Source organism: Burkholderia sp. Bp8963, assembly GCF_003854275.1.
Lineage (GTDB): Bacteria > Pseudomonadota > Gammaproteobacteria > Burkholderiales > Burkholderiaceae > Burkholderia.
The window spans coordinates 54,107-78,617 of record NZ_QTQP01000021.1; the positions used below are offsets into that span (position 1 = coordinate 54,107).

The following is a 24,511-nucleotide window of genomic DNA, read 5'->3' on the forward strand; positions in this document are numbered from 1 at the left end:
AGTTGTCACGGCGCACGGTCGGTCGCATGGGTGCGACCGACCGGTTTCGGGAGAGACGATGGGCGGCGTTACAAGCCAGGCACCGCCGGTAGCGCCATGCGTTCGCGGATCAGGTTGCGCAACGCGTGCTTCTGGAGCTTGCCCATAGGATTGCGCGGGAGTGCGGAAAAGACTTCGAGTCGACGCGGGACCTTGTAGCCGGCAAGCAGGTTGCGTGCGCGCGACTGCAGCGCCTCCAGCGTCAATGGAGCGATACCGGGACGATACGTCACGCACGCCGTGACGAGCTCACCCCACTGCGGATCGGGCGTGCCGACGACCGCGTATTCGGCGAACTCCGGGAACTGCGCAAGCACGTTCTCGACCTCGGACGAGTACACATTTTCGCCGCCCGAAATGATCATGTCCTTGAAGCGGTCGACGATATGGCAATACCCGTCCTCGTCGAGATAGCCGAGGTCGCCCGTGTGATACCAGCCGTCGCGCAGTGCTTCGCGAGTCGCGGCGTCGTTGCGCCAATAACCACGCAGTACCGAGTCCGATCTGACGAGAATTTCGCCGACTCGCCCCGACGGTAGGGTCCGGCCGTCTTCGATAGCGCCAATCTTCAATTGCGCACTGTCCGCAGGCTTGCCGACCGACGACCATAGCGCACCGTTGGCGCGGCGGTGGTCGTCGGGCGTGAGCATCGTCAACGCGGCCGTCGTTTCGGTTGCGGCGTAGATCTGCACGAGGTCGCAACCGAGAACGTCCATCATCTTTTGAAGCAGTTCCCGGCTGATGCCCGACGCACCGTAATGCACGCTCTTCAGCGTCGGAAACGCGCCTGGCGTCAGCTTGGGCACGAGCATCGAGAGCACGGTGGGCACCGCGACCATCGACGAGATGCGCCCGGAGGCGAGCGCTTCAATGATCTTTTCGGGTACGGCAGCCCGGTGAATTTCCACCTGGGTTCCGTAACTGATCGCGAACAACGGATACGTAATGCCGGCCGCGTGAAAGAGCGGCATGAAGACGAGAAACCGGTCGCCTGCCGGGAACGGCCCGATTCGCGATTCCCATTGCTCGAGCTGCGACAGGTGCATCGCGTGCGTTTGCGGCACACCCTTGGGCTTGCCGGTCGTGCCGCTCGTATAGAGCTGCAGAAAGTCGTCGTTCGCATCGATGCCGTCGGGAGAGAGGATGGGTGCGCTGTCGACCAGTGCATCGTAGTCGATGACGCGCGCATCGTTCGGCAGCGCAGGAAGATCGATGGAGACGATGCGCGTGACGGCATCGATCTGGTTAGCTAACTGACGCGCGTGCTCGACGAATTCGAAATCGGCACAGACGACGGTCGCGCCGCTATCGACGAGAATGTCGCGCAATTCCGGGAGTGCCAGCCGCCAGTTCAGCACGACACACGTGTTTCTGGCGATCGCAGAGCCAAAGATGACTTCCAGCAGACGGTCCGTGTTCTTGCCCAGATAGGCGACGCGTTGCCCTTGCGGAATACCCATTTCCTTCAGGGCGCCGGCGAAGCGCCGCGACCGCGTCCACAATTCGCCGAACGTCGTTACACGGTTTTCATAGAAGCAGTAAGGCTGGTCCGGCGCGCGCTGCGCAGCGGCCGATAACTGATCGATCATCGTACGGGGCATGTTCGTCTCCTTGGGAATGTTGTGTGTCGGCGCATATCCGACATGTGCCAGTAGAAAGGATCCGCTTGCCGCTCCGCCCTCGGACAACACCAAAGTATGGGGGGTGTTTGACCGCGATTCTCTAACGTACTGGAAAGCGACTCTTCAATACAGGCTGACGGCCAGGAGACATCAGATGAACATCCACGGTAAAACCTTCTTGATCAGCGGCGGCGCCAGCGGCCTGGGCGCGGCAACCGCGCGCATGATCGTCGCTCACGGCGGGCGCGCGGTTCTCGCGGACCTCAACAGCGAAGCGGGCGACGCACTCGTCGCCGAACTGGGCAGCGGCGCCCGGTTCGTGCGGACCGACGTGACCGACGAAACGTCGGTGCAGAACGCGGTAGCGCAATCCGTCGGTGAGTTCGGCGGTCTGCACGGCGTCATCTGCTGCGCGGGTATTGCGCCCGGCGAGAAAGTGCTCGGGAAGAACGGGCCGCACGCACTGTCGAGCTTTGTGCGTGCCGTCGAGATCAATCTGGTCGGCACCTTCAACCTGATTCGCGTCGCGGCCGTTGCGATGAAGAACAATGCGCCGGGTGACGACGGCGAACGCGGCATCGCAATCTGTACTGCGTCGGTTGCCGCATTCGATGGACAAATCGGACAGGCTGCTTACTCGGCATCGAAGGCGGGCATTGTCGGCATGACGCTGCCCATTGCGCGCGAACTCGCCGTATATGGCATCCGCGTGATGACCATTGCGCCGGGCATTTTCGAAACGCCGATGCTGATGGGCCTGCCTTCCACTGTGCAGGCGTCGCTCGGCGCCCAAGTGCCATTTCCATCGCGCCTCGGTCGCCCGTGCGAATTTGCGCAGCTCGCGCAGGCCGTTATCGAGAATCCGATGCTCAACGGTGAAGTCATCCGGCTCGATGGTGCGATCCGGATGACGGCGAAGTGAAGAGGCGGGATATGAACGTTGATGAAAAAGGGCGAGTCGTGCTGACGCGTGACGGCGCCGTGGCGAGCATCGTATTCAACCGCTCAGACGCGATGAATGCACTGGACGTTCCGACTGCCGCCGCGTTTCTCGAAGCATGTGACGCGCTTGCGGCGGATCGTGGTGTCAGGGCAGTCGTGATTCGTGGCGAAGGAAAGGCATTCGGCGTCGGTGGTGATTTGGCCGCGCTGCGAGAGGGGGGTACCGCAGCGGCGGAGGAACTCATCAGATGCATGCACGAGGGCATCAAATTGCTTGCCGCGCTGGACGCGCCCGTGATCGCCGGTGTTCATGGCGCAGTTGCGGGGGGCAGTTTGAGCCTTTCGCTCGCGTGCGATTTCGTGATCGCCGCCGACGGGGCGCGCTTCAATCTTGCGTATGCCAACGTGGCTGCAAGTTGCGATGTATCCGGCTCATGGAGCCTGCCTCGAATGGTCGGTTTGCGTCGCGCAATGGAAATCGCATTGCTGTCGGAAACATTCGATTCGGCGGAGGCGTTGCGTCTCGGCATCATCAACAGGGTTGTACCGGACGAGACGCTCGTCGATGAGACGTACGCGATTGCACGCAAGCTGGCGGCGGGGCCAACCCTTGCATATGGCCGTATCAAGCGGTTGATGCGCCGTTCGTTCGACCACGATTTTGCTACGCAGCTCGATGCCGAACGGGATGGCTTCAGGGAAAGTGTCGAGACCGACGACTTTCAGGAGGCGAACGCCGCATTCTTCGGCAAGCGCAAGGCCGTCTTTTCCGGACGATAGGTGCGCCGCGCGCCCCGATTGGAATGGGGCAATTCAACGCACCAGGTGCCGGCGGCGGCCGGCGGTATCCCGGAACCATGAACCCGGAAATTTTTGAGCAGGCAGGACCGATATGAAGACCAGAGTTACCGAATTGTTGGGCATTCGTTATCCGATCATTCAGGGCGGCATGCAATGGGTCGGGCGCGCCGAACTTGCATCGGCGGTATCGAATGCCGGTGGACTTGGCGTGCTGACGAGCCTGACCCAGCCGTCACCCGAGGCACTCGCGGCCGAGATCCGACGCTGTCACGAGATGACCGACAAGCCGTTCGGGGTGAACCTGACGATCCTCCCGTCATCCAGTCCGCCGCCATACGAGGCCTATCTGGACGCGGCGATCGACAGCGGCGTGAAAGTCGTGGAAACGGCCGGCAACAATCCGAAGACGTTTATCGACAAAGCCAAGGCGGCTGGCGTGAGGATCATTCATAAATGTACGTCGGTGCGGCATGCGCTCTCCGCGGAGCGCAATGGCGTCGATGCGATTTCCATCGACGGATTCGAATGTGCCGGCCATCCTGGCGAGGATGACGTCGGCGGCTTCGTCCTGTTTGCGGCCGCAGCGGATCAAGTGAAGATACCGTTGATCGCGTCGGGCGGAATCGCCGATGGTCGTGGCCTGGCTGCGGCACTGATGCTTGGCGCCGAGGGCGTCAACATGGGGACGCGCTTCTGTGCCACGGAAGAGGCGCCGATTCATCGGCAAATCAAGGAAGCGCTGGTTGCCGCGAACGAACGCGACACGCAGCTCATTTTCCGGACGCTTCATAACTCCGGCCGGGTATTGAGGAACGCGATTTCGAACGAGGTTGTCGCGATGGAACGGCGCCCCGGCGGCTGCGAGTTCAAGGATATTCAGCCATTGGTGGCAGGCGCGCGAGGTCGTGCCGCGCTCGAGCGCGGTGACGTGGACGGCGGGCTCGTCTGGGCCAGCCAGGTCGTCGGCCTGATCCGCGACATTCCCACCTGCGCGGAACTGCTCGAACGTATCGTGGCCGAGTGCCGTCGGGAGTTGGCGCGCGGTCGCAATTTTTGCGAAGTCTAGATTTTTGCACCGTAACAGGGCATTGGAACCGGCCGCCGAACGGGCCGGAATTTGACCTGCATCACGGGAAAAGCGGAGCCGGTCTCAAGTTTTCTGCAGGCAAACCGTAATCCCGGATGCCGTGTGCCGATCTGCCGCGGCGTTTCTTACCGCACACGTGCCGTCATGAACCTGAACGCCCTGTTTTCCCGTTTCTCGATCCGAACCCGGATCTTTTCCACGCTCGGCCTCGTCGCGGGCCTGCTCGTCGTCTCGGGGCTGATTGGCCTCGCGGGCATGCAGAGCTCGAATCGCGCACTTGAAGAGGCGTCTACGCGCCAGCTGGTCGCGCAGGGCGCGCTCGCCGCGACGAGCCTGAACCTGATGATCGTGCGCACGACGCTCGACCGCGCGATGCTGCACCCCGAGTCGTCCGACGTGCAGGACACCGTCTCGAAGGCGGAGGGCTACCTCGCGAAGGCGGACGCCACGTGGCGCGTCTACGCGGCGCTGCCGCACGACGGCGACGAAAGCGTGCTCGCCGGCCGGATGGACACCGCGCGGCAGGCGCTGATCGGCCAGGCACTGAAGCCGATGATCGACGCGATCCGGGGCGGCCGCCGCGATGAGGCCGACCGGCTGCTGATGACGGTCGCGCCGCCGCTGTCGGTCGCACTCACGCAGGCGACCAACGCGCTCGACGATTTCCAGGCGGCGCGCGGCAAGGACGTCTACGACACCGCGCAGATCTATTACAGCTGGCTGCGCGCGGGCGCGGTCGCCGGCATCGCGTTCGGCCTCGCCGCGTGCCTCGGCTGCGCGATCGGCCTGCACTTCGCGATCACGCAGCCGCTCTCGCGGCTGCTCACGCATTTCCGCCGGCTGTCCGACGGCGATCTGACGTCGGAAGTGCGCTGGTCGTCGCGCGACGAGATGGCCGAACTGGTCACCGGCGTAACGGGGATGCAGCGCAGCCTGGCCGACACCGTGCGCCAGGTCACGCACGGCTCCGAGGCGATCGTCACCGCGACGCACCAGATCGCGGCAGGCAACACCGACCTGTCGCAGCGCACCGAGGAGCAGGCGGCCGCGCTCCAGCAGACGGCCGCGAGCATGGAGCAGCTTACCGCGACGGTGAAGCAGAACGCCGACAACGCGGTCGAAGCGCAGGCCTGTGCGGACAGCGCGTCCGACATCGCGTCGAAAGGCGCGACGGTCGTCGGCGAAGTGATCGGCACGATGAACGAGATCGACCAGAGCTCGCAGAAGGTCGCCGACATCATCGGCACGATCGAGGGCATCGCGTTCCAGACCAACATCCTCGCGCTGAACGCGGCGGTCGAGGCGGCGCGCGCCGGGGAGCAGGGCCGCGGCTTCGCGGTGGTCGCGGGCGAAGTGCGCACGCTGGCGCAGCGCTCGGCGTCGGCGGCGAAGGAGATCCGCACGCTGATCGGCGAATCGGTCGAGCGCGTCGCGAACGGCACGCGGCTCGTCGGCGTCGCCGGCACGACGATGCAGGACATCCAGCAGGCGATCACGCGCGTGACGAGCATCATGACCGAGATCGCGGCGGCGTCGAACGAGCAGCGCGACGGCATCGAGCAGGTGAACCGCGCGGTGTCGCAGATGGATCAGGTGTCGCAGCAGAATGCGGCGCTCGTCGAGGAGGCGGCCGCCGCGGCCGCGTCGCTCGAGGAGCAGGCCGACGGGCTGCGTCGCGCGGTGGGTGCGTTCCGCGTCGCCTGACGCGGACGGACGCAAGCCGGCCCGGGCTGACCGGGGCCGACGAGCCTGACCAGCCGCACGCCCGGCCGCGGCTGAGCGTACCCTCAGGTCCCTGAGGGGCCGTCAGCGTATGCTAGGCGGCCGCCAGTTGCGCGGCCGCACGCGACGACGCGACGAGCAGCAGCTTCATCGTCGCGCGCGTCGCGCCGACGAACAGCTTGCGTGCCGCGCGCGCGTCGAGCACGTCGAAATCGACTTCGGTGAGGATCACGCACGGCGCCGACTGGCCCTTGAAGCGATAGATCGAGTCGAGCAGCACGTCGCCTTCGCGGTACTCGGGATTGCCGAACAGGTCGTACTTGCCGGTGAAGCTCTTGATCCGGTGCGGGCCGAGCTGATCGAGCGGCGCGAGCACCGAGCCTTCGCGCCCGCGGTACGACAGCACCGCGATGTCCTGCTTGCGGAACCCGAGCGACAGCGCGTGCGTGATCGCGCGCTTGGTCGCGTCGATGCACGCGTCGGCGAGCGCGGCGCCCGACGCGCCGTCTTCACCGTATGCCGATACGGCGGGATCCGAACCGTCGAACGGGCTGCCCGAGCGCAGCTCGGCGGCCAGCGGCTCGACGCGGCCGACGGTGTCCCGCACGAATTCGAGCAGGTCGCGCGGGCTGCGATAGTTCGTGAACGCCTTCAGCGTGACCCAGCCCGGCAGCGCGACCGGTTCGCGCATGTACAGGTTCTGCAGCGGATCCTCGAGCCACCACCATGCGCCGTCCGGCGCGAGCAGGCGCTCCAGCGCCGCAGCCCACGGCGCATGAAAATCCTGCCCTTCGTCGACGATCAGGACGTCGAAGCGCCAGCGGTCCGGCACCGGCGTTGCCGCGAAGTGCGCCTCGAGCCGTTCGAACGCGTCGGGCGCCTGGAAGTCCGGCGTGTAGCCGCCGTCGCGCGCGACCCAGTCGCACAGCTGGTGGTAGTTCGCGATCTTCGCGCCGGGCGGTGCGATGCGCGCGATGTAGTCGGCGAGCGGCCGGTTGAAGCACACGTAGAGCACGCGCCGGCCGGCGGCGATCGCGTCGCGCATCGCCTGCACCGCGAGCTGCGTCTTGCCGGAGCCCGCGGTGCCCGTGACGCGCAGCCGGAACGGCGTGAACTCGAGCTGGCGCGCCCATGCGGCGAGGCCGCCGGACAGCCGCGTGACGAGCGTGCCGGCTTGCCCGACGAGCGCGCTCGTATCGGGTGTCAGCGCGAGTTCGTCGGCGAGGAAATGGTGGATCTTCGGCGCGTTCGCGACGCGCGGCTCGTCGGCCGGCAGCAGTTGCCGGATCACCTGCGCGAGCTGCGCCTTGCGTGTCGCGTCGACGATGCGGTCAGGCGCGACGCCCGCGATTGCGGCCTGGCGAATTGTGTAGTCGGGACAGTAGAGCAGCGCGTCGACGCCGTAGACGCCCGCGCCGAGCGCGGCGGTCAGGCGCCGGTGCAGCGTTTCCTGCGTGCGCGCGAGCTGGATCGACACATTGCGCTCGGTCTGCAGGTAGACCTTCACGAGTCCCTTCGGCGTTTCGCGCAGGAAGCCGGCTTTCTGCTCGATCAGCAGGATGCGCCCGGCCGGGCTGACCACCACGAAAGCGGCTTCGCCGAACACGGAAAAGCCGTGCTCGGCGCGCGTCCAGTGGACGCCGTGATACACGGTGTAGCCGTCCGGCAGCGCGTGTTCGAGCGCCGCCAGCGTTTCGCGTTCGCGCTCGGCCGCGCCGGTGGCGGCGAGGCTTTTCCAGTCGTCGGGGATGAGGTGGGCCATGGCGTCGGTCGCGGCGGATGCCGGGTGGGCGTGAACAGGTGCGGTTATTGTACTGAGGAACCTGTTCGCGGCCGTGGCGCCGCAGCGTGCGCGGGCTCTTTGGCCAACCGGCCGTTCGGCCGGCGCGCGGCGGCGTTCAGCCGCGCGCGACGCGTTTCGCGAGATCTGCGCTGAGAATCGCCATGCGCGCGGGTTTTTCGTAGCAGACGACGTCGAACGCGCGGATCACTTCGCTGATGTCGGCTTCGCTTGCGCGGCCGGTGAGCAGGTCGCCCGTCAGCACGAAGATCGGCGCGCCCGGATTGTCGGACGTGCGCACCGCCTTGATCGCGGTGGCGGCCGTACAGTCGTCGAACAGCCATTCGGTGACGACTGCGTCGAACGCTTGCCCCTGCAGCGCGTCGACGAATGCGGTCAGGCCGTCGAACGCGGCCGTCGCGAAGCCCTGCCGCTCGAGATAGCGGCACAGTTCGGTTGCGCTGACGCGGTCGGGGTCGATCACCGCGACCACCAGCTTGTCGCTTTCGGCGCGGCGCGGATAGATCTCGATCTTGTGCACGTCGTACGCGTTCTGGTAAAGCACGCCCGTATGGCGCAGCACGCGCCAGCGGCCGTTCTGTTCATACGCGACGAATTCCGGCCGCGCGCCGGACTCGAGCGGCGCGCCGATCCACGCGGTGCAGGGAATCTCGGCGACGCCCGCGTACAGCACGGCTTCCTGCGAATACGCACCGACCATGCCGGGGTCGAGCGTCTGCGCGCCGAACAGCTGCGCGGCGGGCTCGCCGTACGCTTCGGCGACTTTCTTGATCTGCGCGAGCGTCCACGGGCTGCTACCGCGCAGCTTGCGGTGGCCTTGGGAAAAACTGAGGTCGAGGATGCGGCATAGCTCGGTGGTCTGCTGACGCTTGCCGATGCCGTTGCGGGTCATCAGCTCGCGCACGCGCTCGGCGACCGCGAGGGAATCCGTGGTTATTGCTTCAATGGTCATGCTACGGGAGCGGATCGGGTCGAATGACGTTCAGAACGACGCCTTGCGGCGTAATCGGCGGACGATCTCGGTGACGTCCAATGGCGAGCCGACCGGCCACGCGCGGAAAAGATAACTTTACCGCAAAATGGCATCGGTTCCTCGTAGTGAAGCATGCGATTGTGTGAAAGGTGTTTCGCAACGTTACCGTATATCTGCGCGCGTTCCGGGTATTACTCACTGACAAGAAACAATGACGACAACTTATCCGCTTTACGACACGCTGACTCGCGTCGACGCGGCGTTTCCCGCCGACGCAGACGTCGTGATCGCGGGCGCCGGCATCATGGGTTGCGCAGCTGCGTACTACCTGGGCCTGCGCGGCCTGAAGGCCGTCGTGCTCGACAAGTCGCGGCTTGCCGGGCAGCAGTCCACGCGCGCATGGGGCTTCGTGCGCCAGCAGGGGCGCGAAGCCGCCGAGGTGCCGCTGATGATGGCCGGCATCCGGATCTGGGCGGGATTAGAGGAGACCCTCGGTTTCGATCTCGAATGGCGTCAGGGTGGCTGCCTGTATATCGCGGATAACGAAATCGACTGGGCGTCGTTCCAGGCGTGGCTGAATGTCGCACGCGAGCACGGGCTCGACACGCGCACGCTGACGCGCGCGCAAATCGACGAGCACGTGAGCGGCCTCGCCGCGCCGGCGCTCGGCGGACTCTATACGGCGAGCGACGGGCAGGCCGAGCCGCGGCGCGTCGCCGCCGCGTTCGCCGCGCGCGCGACGGAAAGAGGCGCGCGCTTCTTCGAAGGCTGCGGCGTGACGGCGATCGAGGCGGCCGGCGGCGCGGTCGTGGGCGTCGTAACCGAGCGCGGCACGATTCGCACGTCGCGCGTGATCTGTGCGGCGGGCGCGACGAGTCATCGCCTGCTCGACGGCGTCGGCATCCGGCTGCCGCAGCAGGCGGTGCGCGGCACCTGCATGCGCACCAACGTGTTGCCGCCGGTGTCTGCGTCGACGATCTGGGGCCATGGGCTCGGGATCCGCCAGCGCAAGAACGGCGCAATCAACCTCGCCGACGACATGCAGGCCGACGTCGACCTGACGCTCGGCCATCTGCGCGGGCTGAGCCTGTTCTGGCCGGAGTTCTGGTCGCAGCGCGAGAAATTCCGGCTGCACCTGAACGGTGCTGCGTGGCGCGACGTGCTCGCGCGCATCAACGGCGGGCCCGGGCCGATCGAGCCGCGCGATCCGCAACCGCAGCCGAATCGCGCGCATGCGCCGCGCGCGCTCGCGAAGCTGAAGGCGATCTTTCCTGCGCTGAAGGAGGCGCAGATCGTCGAGGCTTGGGCCGGGCTGATCGACGTGCTGCCAGACGGTATTCCCGTGATCGACGCGCCCGGCACGCTGTCGGGTCTCGCGATCGCGACGGGCTTTTGCGGTCACGGCTTCGCAATGGGGCCGATCGTCGGCCGGCTGCTTGCCGAATGGATCGACACCGGCGCGCCGTCGCTCGACCTGCGCGCGTTCCGCGCGGCGCGCTTCGCCGACGGGACGATGGTGCGCCCGCGCAGCATGCTGTGACGCGCGCCGGGCACGCGCCTGTTGCACGCATCCGTTGCACGCGCCTGTTACACGCGTCTCCATCGTAGAATCGAGCCCGCATCCTTCAGGAGAATCCCCCGTTGGCCTCGCCTTCCGCACAACGCCGGTCGTTGCGATCCCGTCTGCGGCGCGCCCGCAATCCGTGGCAGGCGCCGCGCAAGCGCACGCTGTTCACGCGTCCCGCGACGTCGCCGCGGCGCACGCTGCTGTTCCGGCTGTGCCTCGTCGTGTTCCTGTGCACGCTCGCGTTCTTCGTGCTGTACCTCGACCGCGACGGGCTGCGCGATTCGACGAAGAGCACGCCGATGAACATCGCCGACCTCGTCTATTTCACGATGGTCACGGTCGCGACGGTCGGCTACGGCGACATCGTGCCCGTCACCGCGCGGGCGCGCCTGATCGATGCGTTCTTCATCGTGCCGATCCGCATCGGCATCTGGTTCATCTTCCTGGGCACGGCATATCAGTTCGTGATCCAGCGCGTTGTCGAGGAATTCCGCATGAAACGCCTGCAAAAGCAACTGACCGATCACATCGTCGTGTGCGGCTACGGTCTCTCCGGTTCGATCGCCGTGCGCGAGCTGCTCGAGAGCGGCGTTGATCCGGCGACGGTGATCGTGATCGATGCGCAGCAGCAGGCGCTCGAGGCGGCGACCTCGCTCGGCGTGACGGGGCTGCTCGGCGATCCCGCGCACGAGGACCTGCTGCAGCAGGCGCAGGTGCGTTCAGCGAAGGCGGTGATCATCTCGGTGACCGACGATCCGACCGCGATCCTGCTGACGCTGTCGGTGCGCAGCATCGCGCCCGATACCAAGATCGTCGTGCGGATCCAGGAGAATCTGTATCAGCGGCAGTTACGGCAGGCGGGCGCGGACGTGATCGTGTCGTCGACGAAGATCGGCGCGCTGCTGCTCGCGGACGCGGTGCACAGCCGCTACATCGTGCCGTTCGTCAACGACATGCTGTCGACCCGCGGCCGCGCGACGCAGCTCGAGCGGCCAGCGCAGAAGCACGAGATCGGCTGCATGACGAACCTGCTGCCGGGCGCGATCGTCGTCGGGCTCGATCGCTGCGGCAAGATTCATTCGTTCTATGAAGATCCGCCGTGCCGGATCGAGGCCGGCGACACGTTGGTCGTGATTCAGTCGGCGCGGATTCCGGATCCGGATGTGTGATGCATGATCGCTCCGATCGCAGGGTTCGCATGACGGCTCATCGGAAGCAACCAGTCTTTGTTGCCCTGCCAGCATGTTGCACGGGTTAGAACCGATTTCGATGAGCATGTGGGTCTTTCGGGGAATTGCCGTCAGACCTGCCCACGCCGTTTTCCCGTGTGCAATGCGGTTTCGATGACCTTCCCGTCTCGCTCAACCAGTCGGCTGTCGATTGCGGAATGCCCTGCGTTCCGCCAACAGGAATACGAGGCGGGAGGAATGCACATCCGCCCGCAAAGCGGCGCTGCAAACCGAGCGCCCATGCGGCCTCGTCATGCCGAACGCCGAGCCGCCAACCGATTCCACAGCATTCCGGATCGATTGCCGCTTCGGCAATAAGCGAGAACCGGCTTCGGCAATGCGTCGACCATTGCTGCAAAGGCATCGACTTCCGCGTCGCCAATGTGGCCAGACTCGACGGGAAGATATTGCGCGTCGAGCCCCAGTTCGCGCGCAGCGGCGGCGATTTCCGCAAAGGCCGGTTGATCGGCGCTTTCTCCATCGGGCCGGTTGCAGATCACGGAGCGATAGCCCGCGTTGCGAATGGCTCTCAGGTCTTCCGGCATGATCTGGCGCGATGCCGCAAACCCGTTCGACGCGGTCGACCGGCATTGCTCGATGGCTTTCCGGAAGCAGGAAATCGCGAAGTCGATGTCCTGTTCCGTCGTGAAGCGTCCGACGCTGATACGGACGGTGCGGCTCGCCGAATCCGCATCGAGGCCGATTGCCGTCAGAACATGAGACGGCGTGCCGGCGGCCGAATTGCAGGCGGATGTGGACGACACGGCGAGTGCGTCGCCGAGCATGAACGGGAAGAAGCCGGGTGCGTTCACGGTCAGGCTCAGCGTATGAGGGATGCGTCGCGCCGCGCGCGCGTTCTGCGTGACGTCTCCGAGCGCGAGCACGGCGTCCGTCAAACGCGCGCTTAGCGCGGCAATCCGTGCCGTGTCGGCCTCGAGTTCTTCGGCCGCCAGCTCGCACGCGGTGCCCATGCCGACGATCTGGTGGGTCGCGAGCGTACCCGAGCGTAATCCCCGCTCATGTCCGCCGCCGTGCATTTGCGGTGCAATCCTGTCCGCAATGTCGCGACGGACGAAGAGCGCGCCGATCCCTTTGGGCCCATAGACCTTGTGCGCCGACATCGACATCATGTCGATTCCGAGCGCGCGGACATCGATCGGCGTCTTGCCGAGCGCCTGCGCTGCGTCGACGTGGAGAAGCGCGCCGGCGGCGTGCACGATTCGGGCGATCTCGCCGATGTTCGTGAGCGTGCCGATCTCGTTGTTCACGAGCATGAGCGATACAAGGCCAGTCTCCGGGCCGATCGCCGTCGCCACAGCGTCGGCCGTGATTTCGCCATCGGACGTCGGCGTGAGGTAGGAGACCGACAACCCGCGCATCGAAAGGCTGGCCATCGTGTCGAGAATGGCCTTGTGTTCGATGCGGCTCGTAATCAGGTGGCGCTTTTCGGTGGCGGTATCCGCGTAGCCCTTGAGCGCCAGGTTGTTGGATTCAGTGGCGCCTGACGTCCAGACGATTTCGTCCCCATCCGCGCCAATGAGTGCCGCCACTTGTTCGCGTGCCCGCTCGACCTTTGCCCGCGCCAGCCTGCCCGCCAGGTGCGATCCCGACGCGGGATTGCCAAATGCGCCGTCGACACCGAGACAGGTGACCATCGACTCGATCACGCGCGGATCTGCAGGCGTAGTCGCCGCGTAGTCGAGGTAATGCAATGTGTTGTTCTCGCTCATATCCTTTACTTGCTGCTCCGTCATGCGGGAAATCATACGGCGGGCAACGCGGAAAATGGATCCAAATTGAGCTGAGAATTGCGCTCCGCGTGGAATATTTTTCTATCGGCTGGTTTTTTGGGGGGGCGTCACTGCTACTTCCCGTCTCGTCGCCGGGCGGCGAGCGCCGGCCAGCCCGATGTCCGGCAAGCAATACTCCGTCCCCCCGGCTTACTTCACGCATTCCATCGTGTACTTGAGCGCAGGCCCGATCAGCCCGCGCCACACGTCCCACGTATGTCCGCCGTCGACGATGCGCAGCTCGGCTGGGTTCTGCGCGCGGCGCAGCTGCGTGTAGAGCACGCTCGATTCGGCCTGGATTGTCAGGTCGTCGTCGCCGACGGCGATGAACATCGGCACGCGCCAGTTGCGCGCGAAATAACCGCGCATCAGCGCCGGGTAATTGAGTTCATGCCAGACGCGCGAATCGAACTGCTTGTCGCCGAACACGCCGACGTAACGGGCCGCCGAGTTGACCGGCGGCTCGTTCGCGTAGACCGCGGGGCTCAGCAGCATCGCGCCGCAGAACAGGCCCGGTTCGAGCAGCACGAAGCGCAGCGCGCCGAAACCACCCATCGATACGCCGCCGATCGCGCGGCCCGCGCGCTGGTTCGACACCGCGAAGTGCGTCTCCACGTCCGGCAGCAGGTCGTTGAGGAACGCGCTCTGCATCCGCTCCTTGCGGTCGACATACCAGTCGGTGCCGCCTTGCGGCATCACGATCACGACGGGCGGGATCTCATGCCGCTCGATCAGCGCATCCGCGGTCACCTGCAGGCGGCCCTGCGTGATCCAGTCGTTCGCGTTGCCCGCGTTGCCGTGCAGCAGGTACAGCACAGGGTAGCGCGCGCCTTCCGGGTTGTAGCGGGGCGGCAGGTAGACCGTGTACGACCAGTCGCGCTGCAGCGACGCCGAATGGAACGTGCGCATCACGACGCTGCTGTCGTCGTTGAGCGGCGCCGCCTGGGCAGCCTGGGCAGGCTGGGTGGATTGGGCGGATTCGGCGAAACCGACGGTCAGCGCGGCGGCAAGCAGGAGAATAAATCGACGCATGGCAAGCGGGATGAGGATAGTCGCCGCCTATCGTAGCAGCGGCGGATGACGGCTGCGCGGTGGTTTTTTACCGCCGCGTGCGCAGCAATGACAGCCGCGACGTCAGCGGCGGATACAGTTTCGCGACGAGATACAGCAGGCCCATCGCGACGATGTCGGCAGTCAGCCCGAGCGGCACGTCGAGATAGCCTTCGGTCGCCTGGTACAGCAGCGAATCGACCGCGAGCGAGATCGCGGTGCCCGCGACGAAGCACAGCAGGCCCTGCCGGCCGATCGTGCCGATCCATGGCATCGCGTGCGCGACCTTCTTCATCCAGCCGAGATGGACGAGCTTGGCTGCGAGCCACGCGATCGCGAGGAAGTTCACGAGGCGCAGCACGCCGAGGTTCTGCTTGATTGACGGATCGGTCGGGAACGGTTCGATGCGCAGCCGGTAGTACGCGCCCGCGGCGACGATCGCGAGCGCGGCCGCGGTCAGCAGCCAGCCCTGCGGTTTCGGTGCGAGCGTCTGATAGACGGGCTGGCAGCGCGCGACCACGCCGAGTGCGAACAGGAACTGCCATGCGAACGGGTTGAAATCCCACGGCGCGCCTTCGACGGTCGGCAGGTAGCCGGCAACGCGCGGCGCCGCGAACCACAGCGACGCGCTGAACGCGAGCATCAGCCAAGGCTGGCTGCGCGCGAGCGGCAGCGCGAGCGGGACGAGCAGCGCGAAGAACGCATACATCGGCAGCACCGACGCGAGGTACGGCTGCCGCCGGAACAGCAGGATGTCGCGCAGCGCGGCGAGCGGCTTCTGGATCAGGCCGTCGAGATCGTTGGTCGGCATGTTCGGGCCGTCGATCGCGAACGCGTTCAGCGCGGCGGTGATCAGCAGCATCAGGCCGGCCGTCACGAGGAACGCACGGTAGATCTCGAACGCACGGCGGATGAAGCGCTGGCGCGCGGCAGCCTCGTCGTGCCGCTCCGCGAGCGAGTTGTACGCGATCGCGGTGGCGAAGCCGCCGAGGAACACGAACACCTCGGCCGCGTCGCACAGCGCGTATGCGTGCAGCGTGACGCGCGACAGGATGCTGCCGCCGATGTGGTCGATGACGATCACGAGCAGGACAAGGCCGCGGAAGAAATCGAGCTCGGCGTAGCGGCCGGGCTTGGCGGCGGCGCTCATCGGCCGGTCTCCCGGGACGGCACGCCGATCGCGCGGCAGGCTCGCGCCGCGCGGGAATCGGGGTGAAGCATGAATGCGTGAAGAAATGTGACGAACAGATGTGCATTGTGCCATCGAAGCGCAGGTTTACGGGTTTACGCGGATGGCATGCCGGCCGCCCGCAGCCCGCAAGGCCCGCCCGTCAATCGGCACAATGGGGTCAGTTGGAAGGGCGCAACGCTTTCCGCGGCGGACTGTTGCCCCGATGGACGTTTGATTCGCGACGTGACACCATTTTGACCATTGCGCGGCGTGCCACCCCGCGCCGCCCGCCGAGCGGGCCATGCAAAAAGACATTCGCCCGGCGCGCCGCAGGCCGCGCCGGGCATCCCGGTCCTGGAGATTCGAGATGAACAAGCGCGTGATCGTTGCCGCCACGCTCGCCGCCTTCGCCGTGCCGGCGTTCGCGCAAAACAGCGTGACGCTGTACGGCCTGATCGACGAAGGCTTCAACTATACGAACAACGTCAACGTGAACGGCGTCGGCAAGGCCAACTACCAGCTCGCGAGCGGCTACGCGCAAGGCAGTCGCTGGGGCCTGCGCGGCTCCGAGGATCTCGGCGGCGGCCTGAAGGCGATCTTCACGCTGGAAAACGGCTTCGACGTGAACAACGGCCGGCTCGGCCAGGGCGGCCGCATGTTCGGCCGCCAGGCGTTCGTCGGCCTGAGCGAGTCGCGCTTCGGCACGCTGACATTCGGCCGCCAGTACGATGCCCTCGTCGACTATCTCGCGCCGCTGACTGCGAACGGCAACTGGGGCGGCACGCTGTTCTCGCATCCGTTCGACAACGACAACACGGACAACTCGTTCCGCGTCAACAACACGATCAAGTACGCGAGCCCGGACTGGAACGGCCTGACGCTCGGCGGCACGTACAGCTTCAGCAACAGCACGGGCTTCTCGAACAACCGCCAGTACAGCATCGGCGCGCAGTATTCGCTGGCCGGCCTGCAGGTCGCCGCGGCCTACCTGCAGGCGAACAATCCGGGCATCGGCAATGCGGGCGCGATCGCGGCCGACGACGCGAACTTCGTCGCCGACCGCCTGCGGATCTTCGGTGGCGGCATCAACTACACGTTCGGCCCGGCGACGGTCGGTTTCGTCTATACGAAGACCGACGTGAAGAATCCGGTGTCGACCGTCTACCTGCCGGTGTCGACGTTCTCGGGGCTCGGCCTGACCGCGACGAAGTTCCAGAACTTCGAGGTCAACGGCAAGTACCAGCTCACGTCCGATATCTATCTCGGTGCGCAGTACGTGTTCACGGACGGCAAGTTCGACGCCTCGAACGGCTCGATCAAGCCGAAATACCACACCGTCGGCCTGATGGCCGACTACAGCCTGTCGAAACGCACCGACGTGTACCTGCAGGGCGCGTGGCAGAGGGTCGCCGGCGACAAGAGCGGCACGGCCGCCGACGGCGGTTACGTGGTCGGCACCGACGGGCCGTCGTCGTCGTCGAACCAGTTCGCGGTGCGCGCGGCGATCCGCCACAAGTTCTAAGTGCGCTCAGCCGGCCCGATGTGGCCGGCCGAGCGTCTGCGCGAGCCAGTCGACGAAAATCCGCACGCGCGGCGCGAGGTGCCGGCCGTGCGGAAACACCACCGACACCGGCAGCGGCGCCGCGTTCCATTCCGGCAGCACTTCGACGAGCGCGCCGTGCGCGAGTGGCTCGGCGAGGCCGTCGCGCGGCGCCTGGATCATCCCGAGCCCCGCGAGGCAGCACGCGAGGTACGCCTGCGAACTGTTGACCGACACGACGCTGCGCATCTTCACCGCGTGCATCTCGCCGGTATCCATGTCTGCATATTCCCAGTCGAGCTCGCGGCCCGTGCGCGTCGAGAAATAGCCGACCGCGACGTGCTCGGGCAGGTCGTCCGGCGAGCGCGGCGTGCCGTGGCGCGCGAGGTACGCGGGCGACGCGCAGTTGACCTGCGCGAGCTCGCCGATCCGCCGCGCGACGAGCGACGTATCGGATAGCGCGCCGACGCGCACCGCGCAGTCGATGCCGTCCGCGACGAGGTCGACGAAGCGGTCGGTCGTGCTCATCACGACGCGCAGGTCCGGAAACCGCGCGTGAAACGCCGGCAGCGCTGGAATTACTTCGTTCAGCGCGAAACGCTCGGGCAGGTCGACGCGGATCACGCCGCGCGGTGACGCACCGGCATCCTCGAACAGTGTCTCGGCGTCGTCGAGATCGGCGAGCAGCCGCATGCAGCGCTCGTAGTAGGTGGCGCCCTCGGCGGTCAGCGCGACGCGCCGCGTCGTGCGCTGCAGCAGGCGGATCTTCAGATGTTTCTCGAGATACTGGACGGCGTTGCTGACCGTCGGGCGCGGCAGCTGCATTTGCTCGGCCGCCTTCGTGAAGCTGCCGAGATGCGCGACGCGCGCAAAGATGCGCATAGCGTGCAGATGGTCCATGCGGGGCGGAAAACCTGGCGGATTGGAACAGGCCTCCATTGTTAATCAGCGTCGAATAGTTTGGTGGAGTCTTTCGCGTTTATCGCAGCGCGCGATCTCGCCAGAATCGCGTCCATCCACTCACCACTTCGAGGAAACGGACATGAAACTGCGTCAACTGGGCCGCACGGGCCCGCAGGTCTCGGCGATCGGGCTCGGCTGCATGGGCATGTCGGACATGTACGGGCCGGCCGACCGCCAGGAAAGCATCGCGACGCTGCATGCGGCGCTCGACCACGGGATCACGCTGCTCGACACCGGCGACTTCTACGGGATGGGCGACAACGAGATGCTGATCCGCGACGCGCTGCGCGGCAGGGCGCGCGAGCAGGTCGTCATCAGCGTGAAGTTCGGCGCGCTGCGCGATCCGGCCGGCGCGTTCGTCGGCTACGACGCGCGGCCGGCGGCGATCCGTAATTTCGTCGCGTATTCGCTGAAGCGGCTCGGCACCGACTATATCGACATCTACCGGCCGGCGCGCATCGATCCGGCGGTGCCGATCGAGGAGACGGTCGGCGCGATCGCCGATCTCGTCAAGGAAGGGTACGTGCGGCACATCGGGCTGTCGGAAGTCGGTGCGGACACCGTGCGCCGCGCGGCGGCCGTCGCGCCGATCGCCGACCTGCAGATCGAGTATTCGCTGCTGTCGCGCGACATCGAGGCGCAGATCCTGCCCGCGTGCCGCGAACTCGGGATCGGCGTGACCGCGTACGGCGTGCTGTCACGCGGGCTGCTGAGCGGGCGCTGGTCGGCCGAGCGGGAAGTGGGGCGCGATTTCCGCGCCGCGAGCCCGCGCTTCCAGGGCGAGAACCTGACGCGCAACCTCGCGCTCGTCGACGCGCTTCGCGCGATCGCCGACGAGAAGGGCCGCAATCCGGCGCAGGTGGCGATCGCGTGGGCGCTGTCGCGCGGCGATGACATCGTGCCGCTGATCGGCGCGCGCAAGCGCACGCAGCTGCAGGACGCGTTGTCGGCGCTTGATACGCAACTAACGGTCGATGATCTCGCCCACATCGAAGCGGCGGTTCCCGCCGGGGCGGCTGCCGGCGACCGTTATCCGGCCGCGCAGATGGCGCACCTCGACAGCGAGCAGGGGCGGGGGGCTGGCCACAAGGAGTGAGGGGTTGCCGGGGGTGGTGGCTCACCGCCGGCGGCGACATCCGTCGTTACTTGATCAATTGCATTCCGGTGACCTTCGAGGCCGTCACGTCGAAAGTGGCGGTGTATTCGCACTCGGCAACGTGCCCCGACCGCTCGATCAGGCAGTCCGCGAAATCCGCCTTGTCTGATGCCGCGAAAACGCGAAGTGCCTTTCGCACTGTGTCCGCCGCTTCGACGACCAGTTCCTTCGTGCCGATCATCGAGTCGATGATGTCCTTCATCTGGTCGCGCTCGACACGGTAGCAGCGCCCGAGTACCCACACGACTTCGACAAGCGCGACCTGCGAGACATAGCCTGGCCGATCGGCCGACAGGGACTCCATCAGCACCGTCGCCTTTTTCGACTGCACAGCATCGTCCTGCGCGAAATAGCGGACCAGAACGTTCGTATCAAGTCCGATCATCGCGCGGATGCTCCCTGCTCGGCGATGGCGCGGTTCATGTCCTCGATCGACACGGGATTAGCGGGCTTCTTGACGATGCCCTTGAGCGAAGCGAGCGATCGCGTGGCCGGATATATCTCGTACCGGCCCGTTGCCTCGTTGAAGCTGAACTCAATCCGGTCGCCGGACTCCAGGCCGAGCTGGTTGCGCACGTCCACCGGAATCGTGACTTGGCCCTTCGATGTGATAGTTGCGGCTGTCATGGTTGCCCTCCAATGCGCCTTACTTTATGGTAAGGAATCGATAAAGGCAAGGGCGAAGTAACGCCGGTCACGACCCAGGAAGCAGGTGAACGAGCCGCCCGGCCGACCGAATGTCCCGGCAGCGGCCGCCGTGCTCCATCCTACCGGCGTGCACCGCCACCGGACAGGAACGCGACGAACTCCCGCGTGTACTTCGGCAGCGCATCGAACGACCGCGCACACAGTGTGAGCTTCCGATGGCTCCACGCATCGGACAGCTCGACCATCCGCACCTCCATCGTCTGCATCGCGCGCAGCGCGGCGTGCCGCGACACGATCCCGATGCCGACACCGCTTTCGATCACGCGGCAGATCGCGTCGAAGCTCTTCAGCTGCACGCGATAGCGGATCCGCTTGCCGAGCGCGCGCGCCTGGTCCGCCAGATGGACCTGCAGTGCGCTGCCGTCGGTGAGGCCGATGAAGTCCGCGTCGACGATCTGGTCGAACGCGACCTTGTCACGCGCGGCAAGCGGATGTCCGGCCGGCACGACGACGAGCAGCCAGTCCTCGCGGAACGGCTTCTGCTCGAGCCCGCCAAGGCCGACCGAATCGGCGACGATGCCGACGTCGGCGGTCCTGTTGCGGATCGCGTGCACGACGTCCTGGCTCGAGCGCTCCTCGACGCTGATCGACAGTTTCGGATGGTGGGGCAAGTATTCGGCGAGCGCGTCGGGCAGGTATTCGCTGAGCGACGCGGTATTGCAGAGCAGCCGGATGTGGCCGCGCAGCCCCTGGCCGTATTGCTGCAGCTCGCCGCGCATGTGGTCGATCTGCTGCAGTACGGTGCGCGCATGGTGCTCGAGCGCGAGGCCGGCGTTGGTGACCTGCGTGCCCGACTTGGTCCGGTGCAGCAGCGGCACGCCGAGCTCGTCCTCCATCCCGCGGATGCGCTCGCTTGCGGCCTGCAGTGTGATGTGCGTGCGTTCGGCGCCGCCCGTAATGGTGCCCGCCTCGCAGATGTTCAGGAAAAGCCGCAGGTCGGTCAGGTCGAAGCGCATGATGGGGTCAGATGTTATGGTGATCGGCGATAAGGTAGCAGGAACCGCGCACGGGGGCTCAGGCGTTGCCTGAGGCCCGCTTCGCCGCTTCCGTATTTTCGGGGCGCGAACAATGCACGATCATTGCGCCACAACGAACCTGGGAGCCTGTCATGCGCATCGATCCGTCTTGGGGCGTGTCGTTCAAGATCGCACTTCATCTGTTCTTTCTGTGTGTCGGCATTGCGCTGGTCTGTCTGGAAATCGCCGAGTGGCTGGGTTGAACGCAGCCGCACCGGCGTGTCGCCGTTCGCCGAACCGGCGATGCGTTCGCGGTTCCCGCGGGCATGTGTAATGGAATGAGCGGTGTGAGTCGTCTTTACCGAGCGCCGGAATTTTTTTCGCCAATTTCGCCGCCAAGTGTCAAGTTTTTCCGGGTCTGACCGTATTACCGATATCAGATGTACGGCCGGCACCGGGTTCGTGATCGTTTGTCATCATTGTTTGCATCCGGTTACACGTCGGCCGTCCCAATTTTGAGATGCTTGAAAGATTGTCAAATCGGAATCGGGTCGACCATGGAAAAGCGCGAGATCAACCGTATCGCGGGATGGCTGCCGGGCCTGGCCGCCGTCCTCGTGATGGCCGGCTGCGCGAATACGCAGCAGACGCCGCCGAGCGATACGCTGGCGGGCGCGTCGGCGACACCACCGCAGAACGCGCCTGTCGCGGCGCAGATGCCGCAGGCGCCGATCCTCGTCGCGCACCGCTATGTGGTCAAACGCGGCGACACGCTGACGCGCATCGCGGCGGCGAACGACTGCAGCGTGGCCGACCTGCGTCTGTGGAACAAGCTCGGCGCACGCAGCCGGCTGCGTTCCGGACAGGCGTTGCGCATCGTGAAGCAGGAAACGCCGCAGGCACCCGCGCCGACGACAGCCGCGAACGGCGGCGCGACGGCCGCGCCGGTTCAGCCGGCCGCGCAGACCGCGCAGACCGCGAATGACCGGCAGGTCGTGAAGGACACGAAGCGGCACGCACACGCGGTCACGCTTGCGTGGCCCGCGAGCGGCAGCGTCGTCGAAGCGTTCAAGCCGGGGCAGAACCGCGGGATCCAGATCGCCGGCCGGGCAGGCGACCCGGTGCGCGCGGCCGCCGACGGCCGCGTGATGTACGCGGGCACCGGCCTGAACGACTACGGCAGCCTGATCATCGTCCAGCACAACGCGGATTTCCTGACCGCCTATGCGCATAACCGCAAGTTGCTCGTGAAGACTGGCGACGTCGTGCACCGGGGCGACGAGATCGCGGAGATGGGCGACCTCGACAACTCGCGCGTCGCGCTGCTGTTCGAGGTGCGGCGCGACGGCAAGCCTGTCAACCCGATGCCGTATCTGCCGTCGACGCAAGGCTGAGCACGGCGCGTGGGCGCTGCTGGAAACAGGGCGCGTTCGCTGTTACGCTAGCTGGCAGCACGCGGGTCGGGGCATGAACGCATTCATGACGCCGCGTGTTAAGCAGCCTGAGAAGCGCCTGATACGCAGCCCCATACTACGCAGCCGCATCGTCATCCATGGACCACTCTCCGTCCCGCCGCTCGCTGCTGCTTGCGGCCGTTGCCGCGCCGTTCGTCGCCGCTTGCGCGCCGGCGCCTGTTGCCGATCATGAGCGCGTCCACGCCGCGCAAACCCAGCTCGACGCACTCGAGAAAGCATCGGACGGCCGCCTCGGCGTCGCCGCGCTCGACACCGCGAGCGGCGCGCGGATCGCCTATCGTTCGCGCGAGCACTTTCCGATGTGCGGCACCTATGCGGTCGTCGCCGTCGCGGCGATGCTCGCGCGCAGCGCGCTCGACGAGTCGCTGCTGCCGCGCCGCATCCTGTACCGCCGTTACGACGTCGTATCCGGCTCGCCCGTCACGGAGAGCCACGTCGACACCGGCCTGACGATCGAGCAGCTCTGCATCGCAGTACTGCAATCCGGCGACAAGGCCGCGGGGAACCTGCTGATGGGCGTGCTCGGCGGCCCGCAGGCCGTCACCGGGTTCGCGCACACGAGCGGCGACACGCTGTTTCGCCTCGATCGCTGGGAACCGGAGCTGAACACGGCCGCGCCCGGCGACGATCGCGACACGTCGACGCCGCTCGCGATGACCGAGACGCTGCGCCGGCTGCTGCTCGGCGATACGCTCGGCGAACCGCAGCGCACGCAACTGACGAAGTGGATGGTCGGCAACCCGGGTGGCGGGGCGCGCGGCACGGGCATTCGCGCCGCCGTGCCTTCCGACTGGCGGGTTGCCGACATGGCGGGGACGGGCGGCTACGGCACGACGACCGACGTCGCGGTGCTCTGGCCGCCGTCGCACGCGCCGCTCGTGATCGCGGTGTCGTTCACGCAGCCGCGCGCCGATGCGGCGCCGCGCGCGGACGTCGTCGCGTCGGCGGCGCGCCTCGCGGCTGCCGCGCTCGCTGGCGGCGGCTGATCGCATCGCCATGCGCCGACTTCCGCCCTTGCACGCGCTGCAGATCTTCTCGACGGTGGCCCGCCATCGCAGCTTCACGCGCGCCGCCGAGCAGCTCTGCATCACGCAGGGCGCGGTAAGCCGGCAGATCCAGACACTCGAGGCGCACTACGGTTTCCCGCTGTTCAAGCGGCATGCGAAGGGATTGACGCTGACGGCCGAAGGCGAGCAGCTGCTGCCGGTCGTCAACGAGAGCTTCGCGCGCATCGAGGACATCTCGCTGAAGCTCACGCGGCAGCGCACCGATCTTGCGCTGAAGGTGCCGACCTGCGTGATGCGCTGGATGCTGCCGCGCATCATGCGTTTCCAGGGCGAGCATCCCGATCTGCACGTGCAGATCACGACCGCCTGGCAGCACGACGTCGATTTCGCGAGCGAGCCGTTCGATGCGGCGATCGTCTACGGGACGTCGCCAGGCGCGGGCGTAGCCGCGCTGCCGCTGTTCGACGAGCGGCTGACGCCCGTCTGCGCACCCGAGTTGCGACAGACGTCGCCGCTGCACGCGGTCGACGACCTCGCGCGCCACACGCTGCTGCATCCGACGCGCGACCATCGCGACTGGCGTGCATGGCTCGACCATGCGGGCGCGCGCACGGTCGATCCCGAGCGCGGACCGAGCTTCGACACGCTCGACCTCGCGACGAACGCGGCGATGCAGGGCTTCGGCGTCGCGATCGGCGACGTGACGCTAGTCGACGACGATGTCAGCGCGCGACGCCTCGAACGGCCGTTCGACATCGTGCTCGAAACGGGCGCGCGCTATTTCTTCGTGTATCCCGAGAGCCTCGGCAACCAGCAGAAAATCCGCGCGTTCAGCGACTGGATCGCATGCCATCGCGACTGACGCGACGGCATGCGAACACGCCGCACGAATCGCACGAAGGCGATGCGGAT

Annotated in this window: 21 protein-coding genes; 11 read left to right on the top strand and 10 right to left on the bottom strand. The window is 66.3% G+C overall.

Annotated elements, in window-relative coordinates:
* Nucleotides 1–68: 68 nt before the first annotated feature.
* Nucleotides 69–1,640 carry an AMP-binding protein gene (locus tag DID96_RS19070; protein WP_124600831.1) on the bottom strand — a complete coding sequence of 524 codons (1,572 nt, stop codon included), beginning with the start codon at nt 1,638–1,640 and terminating at the stop codon, nt 69–71.
* 175 nt (nt 1,641–1,815) lie between these two features.
* Between DID96_RS19070 and DID96_RS19075 the strand changes: the two genes are divergently transcribed.
* The 4 genes from DID96_RS19075 to DID96_RS19090 all read left to right on the top strand — a co-directional run bounded on the left by DID96_RS19075 (nt 1,816) and on the right by DID96_RS19090 (nt 6,195).
* A complete protein-coding gene (locus tag DID96_RS19075; protein ID WP_124600890.1) occupies nt 1,816–2,583 on the top strand; it encodes a 3-hydroxyacyl-CoA dehydrogenase in 768 nt (255 codons plus the stop codon).
* An 11-nt stretch (nt 2,584–2,594) separates the two neighbouring features.
* A complete protein-coding gene (locus DID96_RS19080; protein ID WP_124600832.1) occupies nt 2,595–3,383 on the top strand; it encodes an enoyl-CoA hydratase/isomerase family protein in 789 nt (262 codons plus the stop codon).
* Between the two features lie 112 nt (nt 3,384–3,495).
* A complete protein-coding gene (locus DID96_RS19085; RefSeq protein ID WP_124600833.1) occupies nt 3,496–4,470 on the top strand; it encodes a nitronate monooxygenase family protein in 975 nt (324 codons plus the stop codon).
* Between the two features lie 165 nt (nt 4,471–4,635).
* Nucleotides 4,636–6,195 carry a methyl-accepting chemotaxis protein gene (locus DID96_RS19090; protein WP_124600834.1) on the top strand — a complete coding sequence of 520 codons (1,560 nt, stop codon included), beginning with the start codon at nt 4,636–4,638 and terminating at the stop codon, nt 6,193–6,195.
* A gap of 112 nt (nt 6,196–6,307) precedes the next feature.
* On the opposite strand, the gene DID96_RS19095 is transcribed toward DID96_RS19090, so the two are convergent.
* Nucleotides 6,308–7,975, bottom strand: a complete 1,668-nt coding sequence (locus tag DID96_RS19095) for an ATP-binding domain-containing protein (protein ID WP_124600835.1) — start codon at nt 7,973–7,975, stop codon at nt 6,308–6,310.
* A gap of 136 nt (nt 7,976–8,111) precedes the next feature.
* Nucleotides 8,112–8,966, bottom strand: coding sequence for a helix-turn-helix domain-containing protein (locus DID96_RS19100; RefSeq protein WP_124600836.1), 855 nt, complete (start codon nt 8,964–8,966; stop codon nt 8,112–8,114).
* A 232-nt stretch (nt 8,967–9,198) separates the two neighbouring features.
* Here DID96_RS19100 and DID96_RS19105 point away from each other — a divergent pair, with 232 nt between their 5' ends.
* Both DID96_RS19105 and DID96_RS19110 read left to right on the top strand, forming a co-directional pair.
* Complete coding sequence (locus DID96_RS19105; protein WP_124600837.1) at nt 9,199–10,527, top strand: FAD-binding oxidoreductase; 1,329 nt, start codon at nt 9,199–9,201, stop codon at nt 10,525–10,527.
* A gap of 101 nt (nt 10,528–10,628) precedes the next feature.
* Nucleotides 10,629–11,723 (top strand): TrkA family potassium uptake protein, encoded by a 1,095-nt coding sequence (locus DID96_RS19110; RefSeq protein WP_124600838.1) that lies wholly within the window; start codon nt 10,629–10,631, stop codon nt 11,721–11,723.
* Nucleotides 11,724–12,034: 311 nt separating this feature from the next.
* Here the strand turns inward: DID96_RS19110 and DID96_RS19115 are convergent, their stop codons facing one another.
* From DID96_RS19115 to DID96_RS19125, 3 genes are all read right to left on the bottom strand, one after another.
* Entirely contained in the window at nt 12,035–13,513 is a 1,479-nt protein-coding gene (locus tag DID96_RS19115) for an aminotransferase class V-fold PLP-dependent enzyme (RefSeq protein WP_124600839.1), read from the bottom strand.
* Between the two features lie 210 nt (nt 13,514–13,723).
* Nucleotides 13,724–14,605 carry an esterase family protein gene (locus DID96_RS19120; RefSeq protein ID WP_124600840.1) on the bottom strand — a complete coding sequence of 294 codons (882 nt, stop codon included), beginning with the start codon at nt 14,603–14,605 and terminating at the stop codon, nt 13,724–13,726.
* A gap of 67 nt (nt 14,606–14,672) precedes the next feature.
* Entirely contained in the window at nt 14,673–15,773 is a 1,101-nt protein-coding gene (locus DID96_RS19125) for an OpgC domain-containing protein (protein ID WP_124600841.1), read from the bottom strand.
* A gap of 388 nt (nt 15,774–16,161) precedes the next feature.
* On the opposite strand from DID96_RS19125, the gene DID96_RS19130 reads away from it, so the two are divergent.
* The gene (locus DID96_RS19130) at nt 16,162–17,316 is read left to right on the top strand and encodes a porin (protein WP_124600842.1); all 1,155 of its coding nucleotides are present in this window, start codon (nt 16,162–16,164) and stop codon (nt 17,314–17,316) included.
* A gap of 6 nt (nt 17,317–17,322) precedes the next feature.
* Here the strand turns inward: DID96_RS19130 and DID96_RS19135 are convergent, their stop codons facing one another.
* Nucleotides 17,323–18,234 (bottom strand): LysR family transcriptional regulator, encoded by a 912-nt coding sequence (locus DID96_RS19135; RefSeq protein WP_124600843.1) that lies wholly within the window; start codon nt 18,232–18,234, stop codon nt 17,323–17,325.
* 142 nt (nt 18,235–18,376) lie between these two features.
* Here DID96_RS19135 and DID96_RS19140 point away from each other — a divergent pair, with 142 nt between their 5' ends.
* Entirely contained in the window at nt 18,377–19,393 is a 1,017-nt protein-coding gene (locus tag DID96_RS19140) for an aldo/keto reductase (protein ID WP_124600844.1), read from the top strand.
* A gap of 46 nt (nt 19,394–19,439) precedes the next feature.
* Here DID96_RS19140 and DID96_RS19145 read toward each other — a convergent pair whose 3' ends face one another.
* The 3 genes from DID96_RS19145 to DID96_RS19155 form a co-directional block, all read right to left on the bottom strand.
* Nucleotides 19,440–19,838: a PIN domain-containing protein gene (locus DID96_RS19145; RefSeq protein WP_124600845.1), complete on the bottom strand. Its 399-nt coding sequence runs from the start codon at nt 19,836–19,838 to the stop codon at nt 19,440–19,442.
* Nucleotides 19,835–20,080, bottom strand: a complete 246-nt coding sequence (locus tag DID96_RS19150; protein ID WP_124600846.1) for an AbrB/MazE/SpoVT family DNA-binding domain-containing protein — start codon at nt 20,078–20,080, stop codon at nt 19,835–19,837. Before DID96_RS19150 ends, DID96_RS19145 begins: the two co-directional genes overlap by 4 nt.
* A gap of 140 nt (nt 20,081–20,220) precedes the next feature.
* Nucleotides 20,221–21,117 (bottom strand): LysR substrate-binding domain-containing protein, encoded by an 897-nt coding sequence (locus DID96_RS19155; protein ID WP_124600847.1) that lies wholly within the window; start codon nt 21,115–21,117, stop codon nt 20,221–20,223.
* Nucleotides 21,118–21,674: 557 nt separating this feature from the next.
* Between DID96_RS19155 and DID96_RS19160 the strand changes: the two genes are divergently transcribed.
* The 3 genes from DID96_RS19160 (at nt 21,675) to DID96_RS19170 (ending at nt 24,461) form a co-directional block, all read left to right on the top strand.
* Nucleotides 21,675–22,511 (top strand): peptidoglycan DD-metalloendopeptidase family protein, encoded by an 837-nt coding sequence (locus DID96_RS19160; protein WP_124600848.1) that lies wholly within the window; start codon nt 21,675–21,677, stop codon nt 22,509–22,511.
* A gap of 158 nt (nt 22,512–22,669) precedes the next feature.
* Nucleotides 22,670–23,578, top strand: coding sequence for a class A beta-lactamase (gene bla, locus DID96_RS19165; RefSeq protein ID WP_124600849.1), 909 nt, complete (start codon nt 22,670–22,672; stop codon nt 23,576–23,578).
* 10 nt (nt 23,579–23,588) lie between these two features.
* Nucleotides 23,589–24,461 carry a LysR substrate-binding domain-containing protein gene (locus tag DID96_RS19170; RefSeq protein ID WP_124600850.1) on the top strand — a complete coding sequence of 291 codons (873 nt, stop codon included), beginning with the start codon at nt 23,589–23,591 and terminating at the stop codon, nt 24,459–24,461.
* Nucleotides 24,462–24,511 lie beyond the last annotated feature (50 nt).

Excerpts from the sequence above, each read along its gene's own strand:
- DID96_RS19070 (WP_124600831.1), bottom strand. The coding sequence starts at position 1,640 with ATGCCCCGTACGATGATCGATCAGTTATCGGCCGCTGCGCAGCGCGCG.
- DID96_RS19075 (WP_124600890.1), top strand. The coding sequence starts at position 1,816 with ATGAACATCCACGGTAAAACCTTCTTGATCAGCGGCGGCGCCAGCGGC.
- DID96_RS19080 (WP_124600832.1), top strand. The coding sequence starts at position 2,595 with ATGAACGTTGATGAAAAAGGGCGAGTCGTGCTGACGCGTGACGGCGCC.
- DID96_RS19085 (WP_124600833.1), top strand. The coding sequence starts at position 3,496 with ATGAAGACCAGAGTTACCGAATTGTTGGGCATTCGTTATCCGATCATT.
- DID96_RS19090 (WP_124600834.1), top strand. The coding sequence starts at position 4,636 with ATGAACCTGAACGCCCTGTTTTCCCGTTTCTCGATCCGAACCCGGATC.
- DID96_RS19095 (WP_124600835.1), bottom strand. The coding sequence starts at position 7,975 with ATGGCCCACCTCATCCCCGACGACTGGAAAAGCCTCGCCGCCACCGGC.
- DID96_RS19100 (WP_124600836.1), bottom strand. The coding sequence starts at position 8,966 with ATGACCATTGAAGCAATAACCACGGATTCCCTCGCGGTCGCCGAGCGC.
- DID96_RS19105 (WP_124600837.1), top strand. The coding sequence starts at position 9,199 with ATGACGACAACTTATCCGCTTTACGACACGCTGACTCGCGTCGACGCG.
- DID96_RS19115 (WP_124600839.1), bottom strand. The coding sequence starts at position 13,513 with ATGAGCGAGAACAACACATTGCATTACCTCGACTACGCGGCGACTACG.
- DID96_RS19120 (WP_124600840.1), bottom strand. The coding sequence starts at position 14,605 with ATGCGTCGATTTATTCTCCTGCTTGCCGCCGCGCTGACCGTCGGTTTC.
- DID96_RS19125 (WP_124600841.1), bottom strand. The coding sequence starts at position 15,773 with ATGAGCGCCGCCGCCAAGCCCGGCCGCTACGCCGAGCTCGATTTCTTC.
- DID96_RS19130 (WP_124600842.1), top strand. The coding sequence starts at position 16,162 with ATGAACAAGCGCGTGATCGTTGCCGCCACGCTCGCCGCCTTCGCCGTG.
- DID96_RS19135 (WP_124600843.1), bottom strand. The coding sequence starts at position 18,234 with ATGGACCATCTGCACGCTATGCGCATCTTTGCGCGCGTCGCGCATCTC.
- DID96_RS19140 (WP_124600844.1), top strand. The coding sequence starts at position 18,377 with ATGAAACTGCGTCAACTGGGCCGCACGGGCCCGCAGGTCTCGGCGATC.
- DID96_RS19145 (WP_124600845.1), bottom strand. The coding sequence starts at position 19,838 with ATGATCGGACTTGATACGAACGTTCTGGTCCGCTATTTCGCGCAGGAC.
- DID96_RS19150 (WP_124600846.1), bottom strand. The coding sequence starts at position 20,080 with ATGACAGCCGCAACTATCACATCGAAGGGCCAAGTCACGATTCCGGTG.
- DID96_RS19155 (WP_124600847.1), bottom strand. The coding sequence starts at position 21,117 with ATGCGCTTCGACCTGACCGACCTGCGGCTTTTCCTGAACATCTGCGAG.
- DID96_RS19160 (WP_124600848.1), top strand. The coding sequence starts at position 21,675 with ATGGAAAAGCGCGAGATCAACCGTATCGCGGGATGGCTGCCGGGCCTG.
- bla (WP_124600849.1), top strand. The coding sequence starts at position 22,670 with ATGGACCACTCTCCGTCCCGCCGCTCGCTGCTGCTTGCGGCCGTTGCC.
- DID96_RS19170 (WP_124600850.1), top strand. The coding sequence starts at position 23,589 with ATGCGCCGACTTCCGCCCTTGCACGCGCTGCAGATCTTCTCGACGGTG.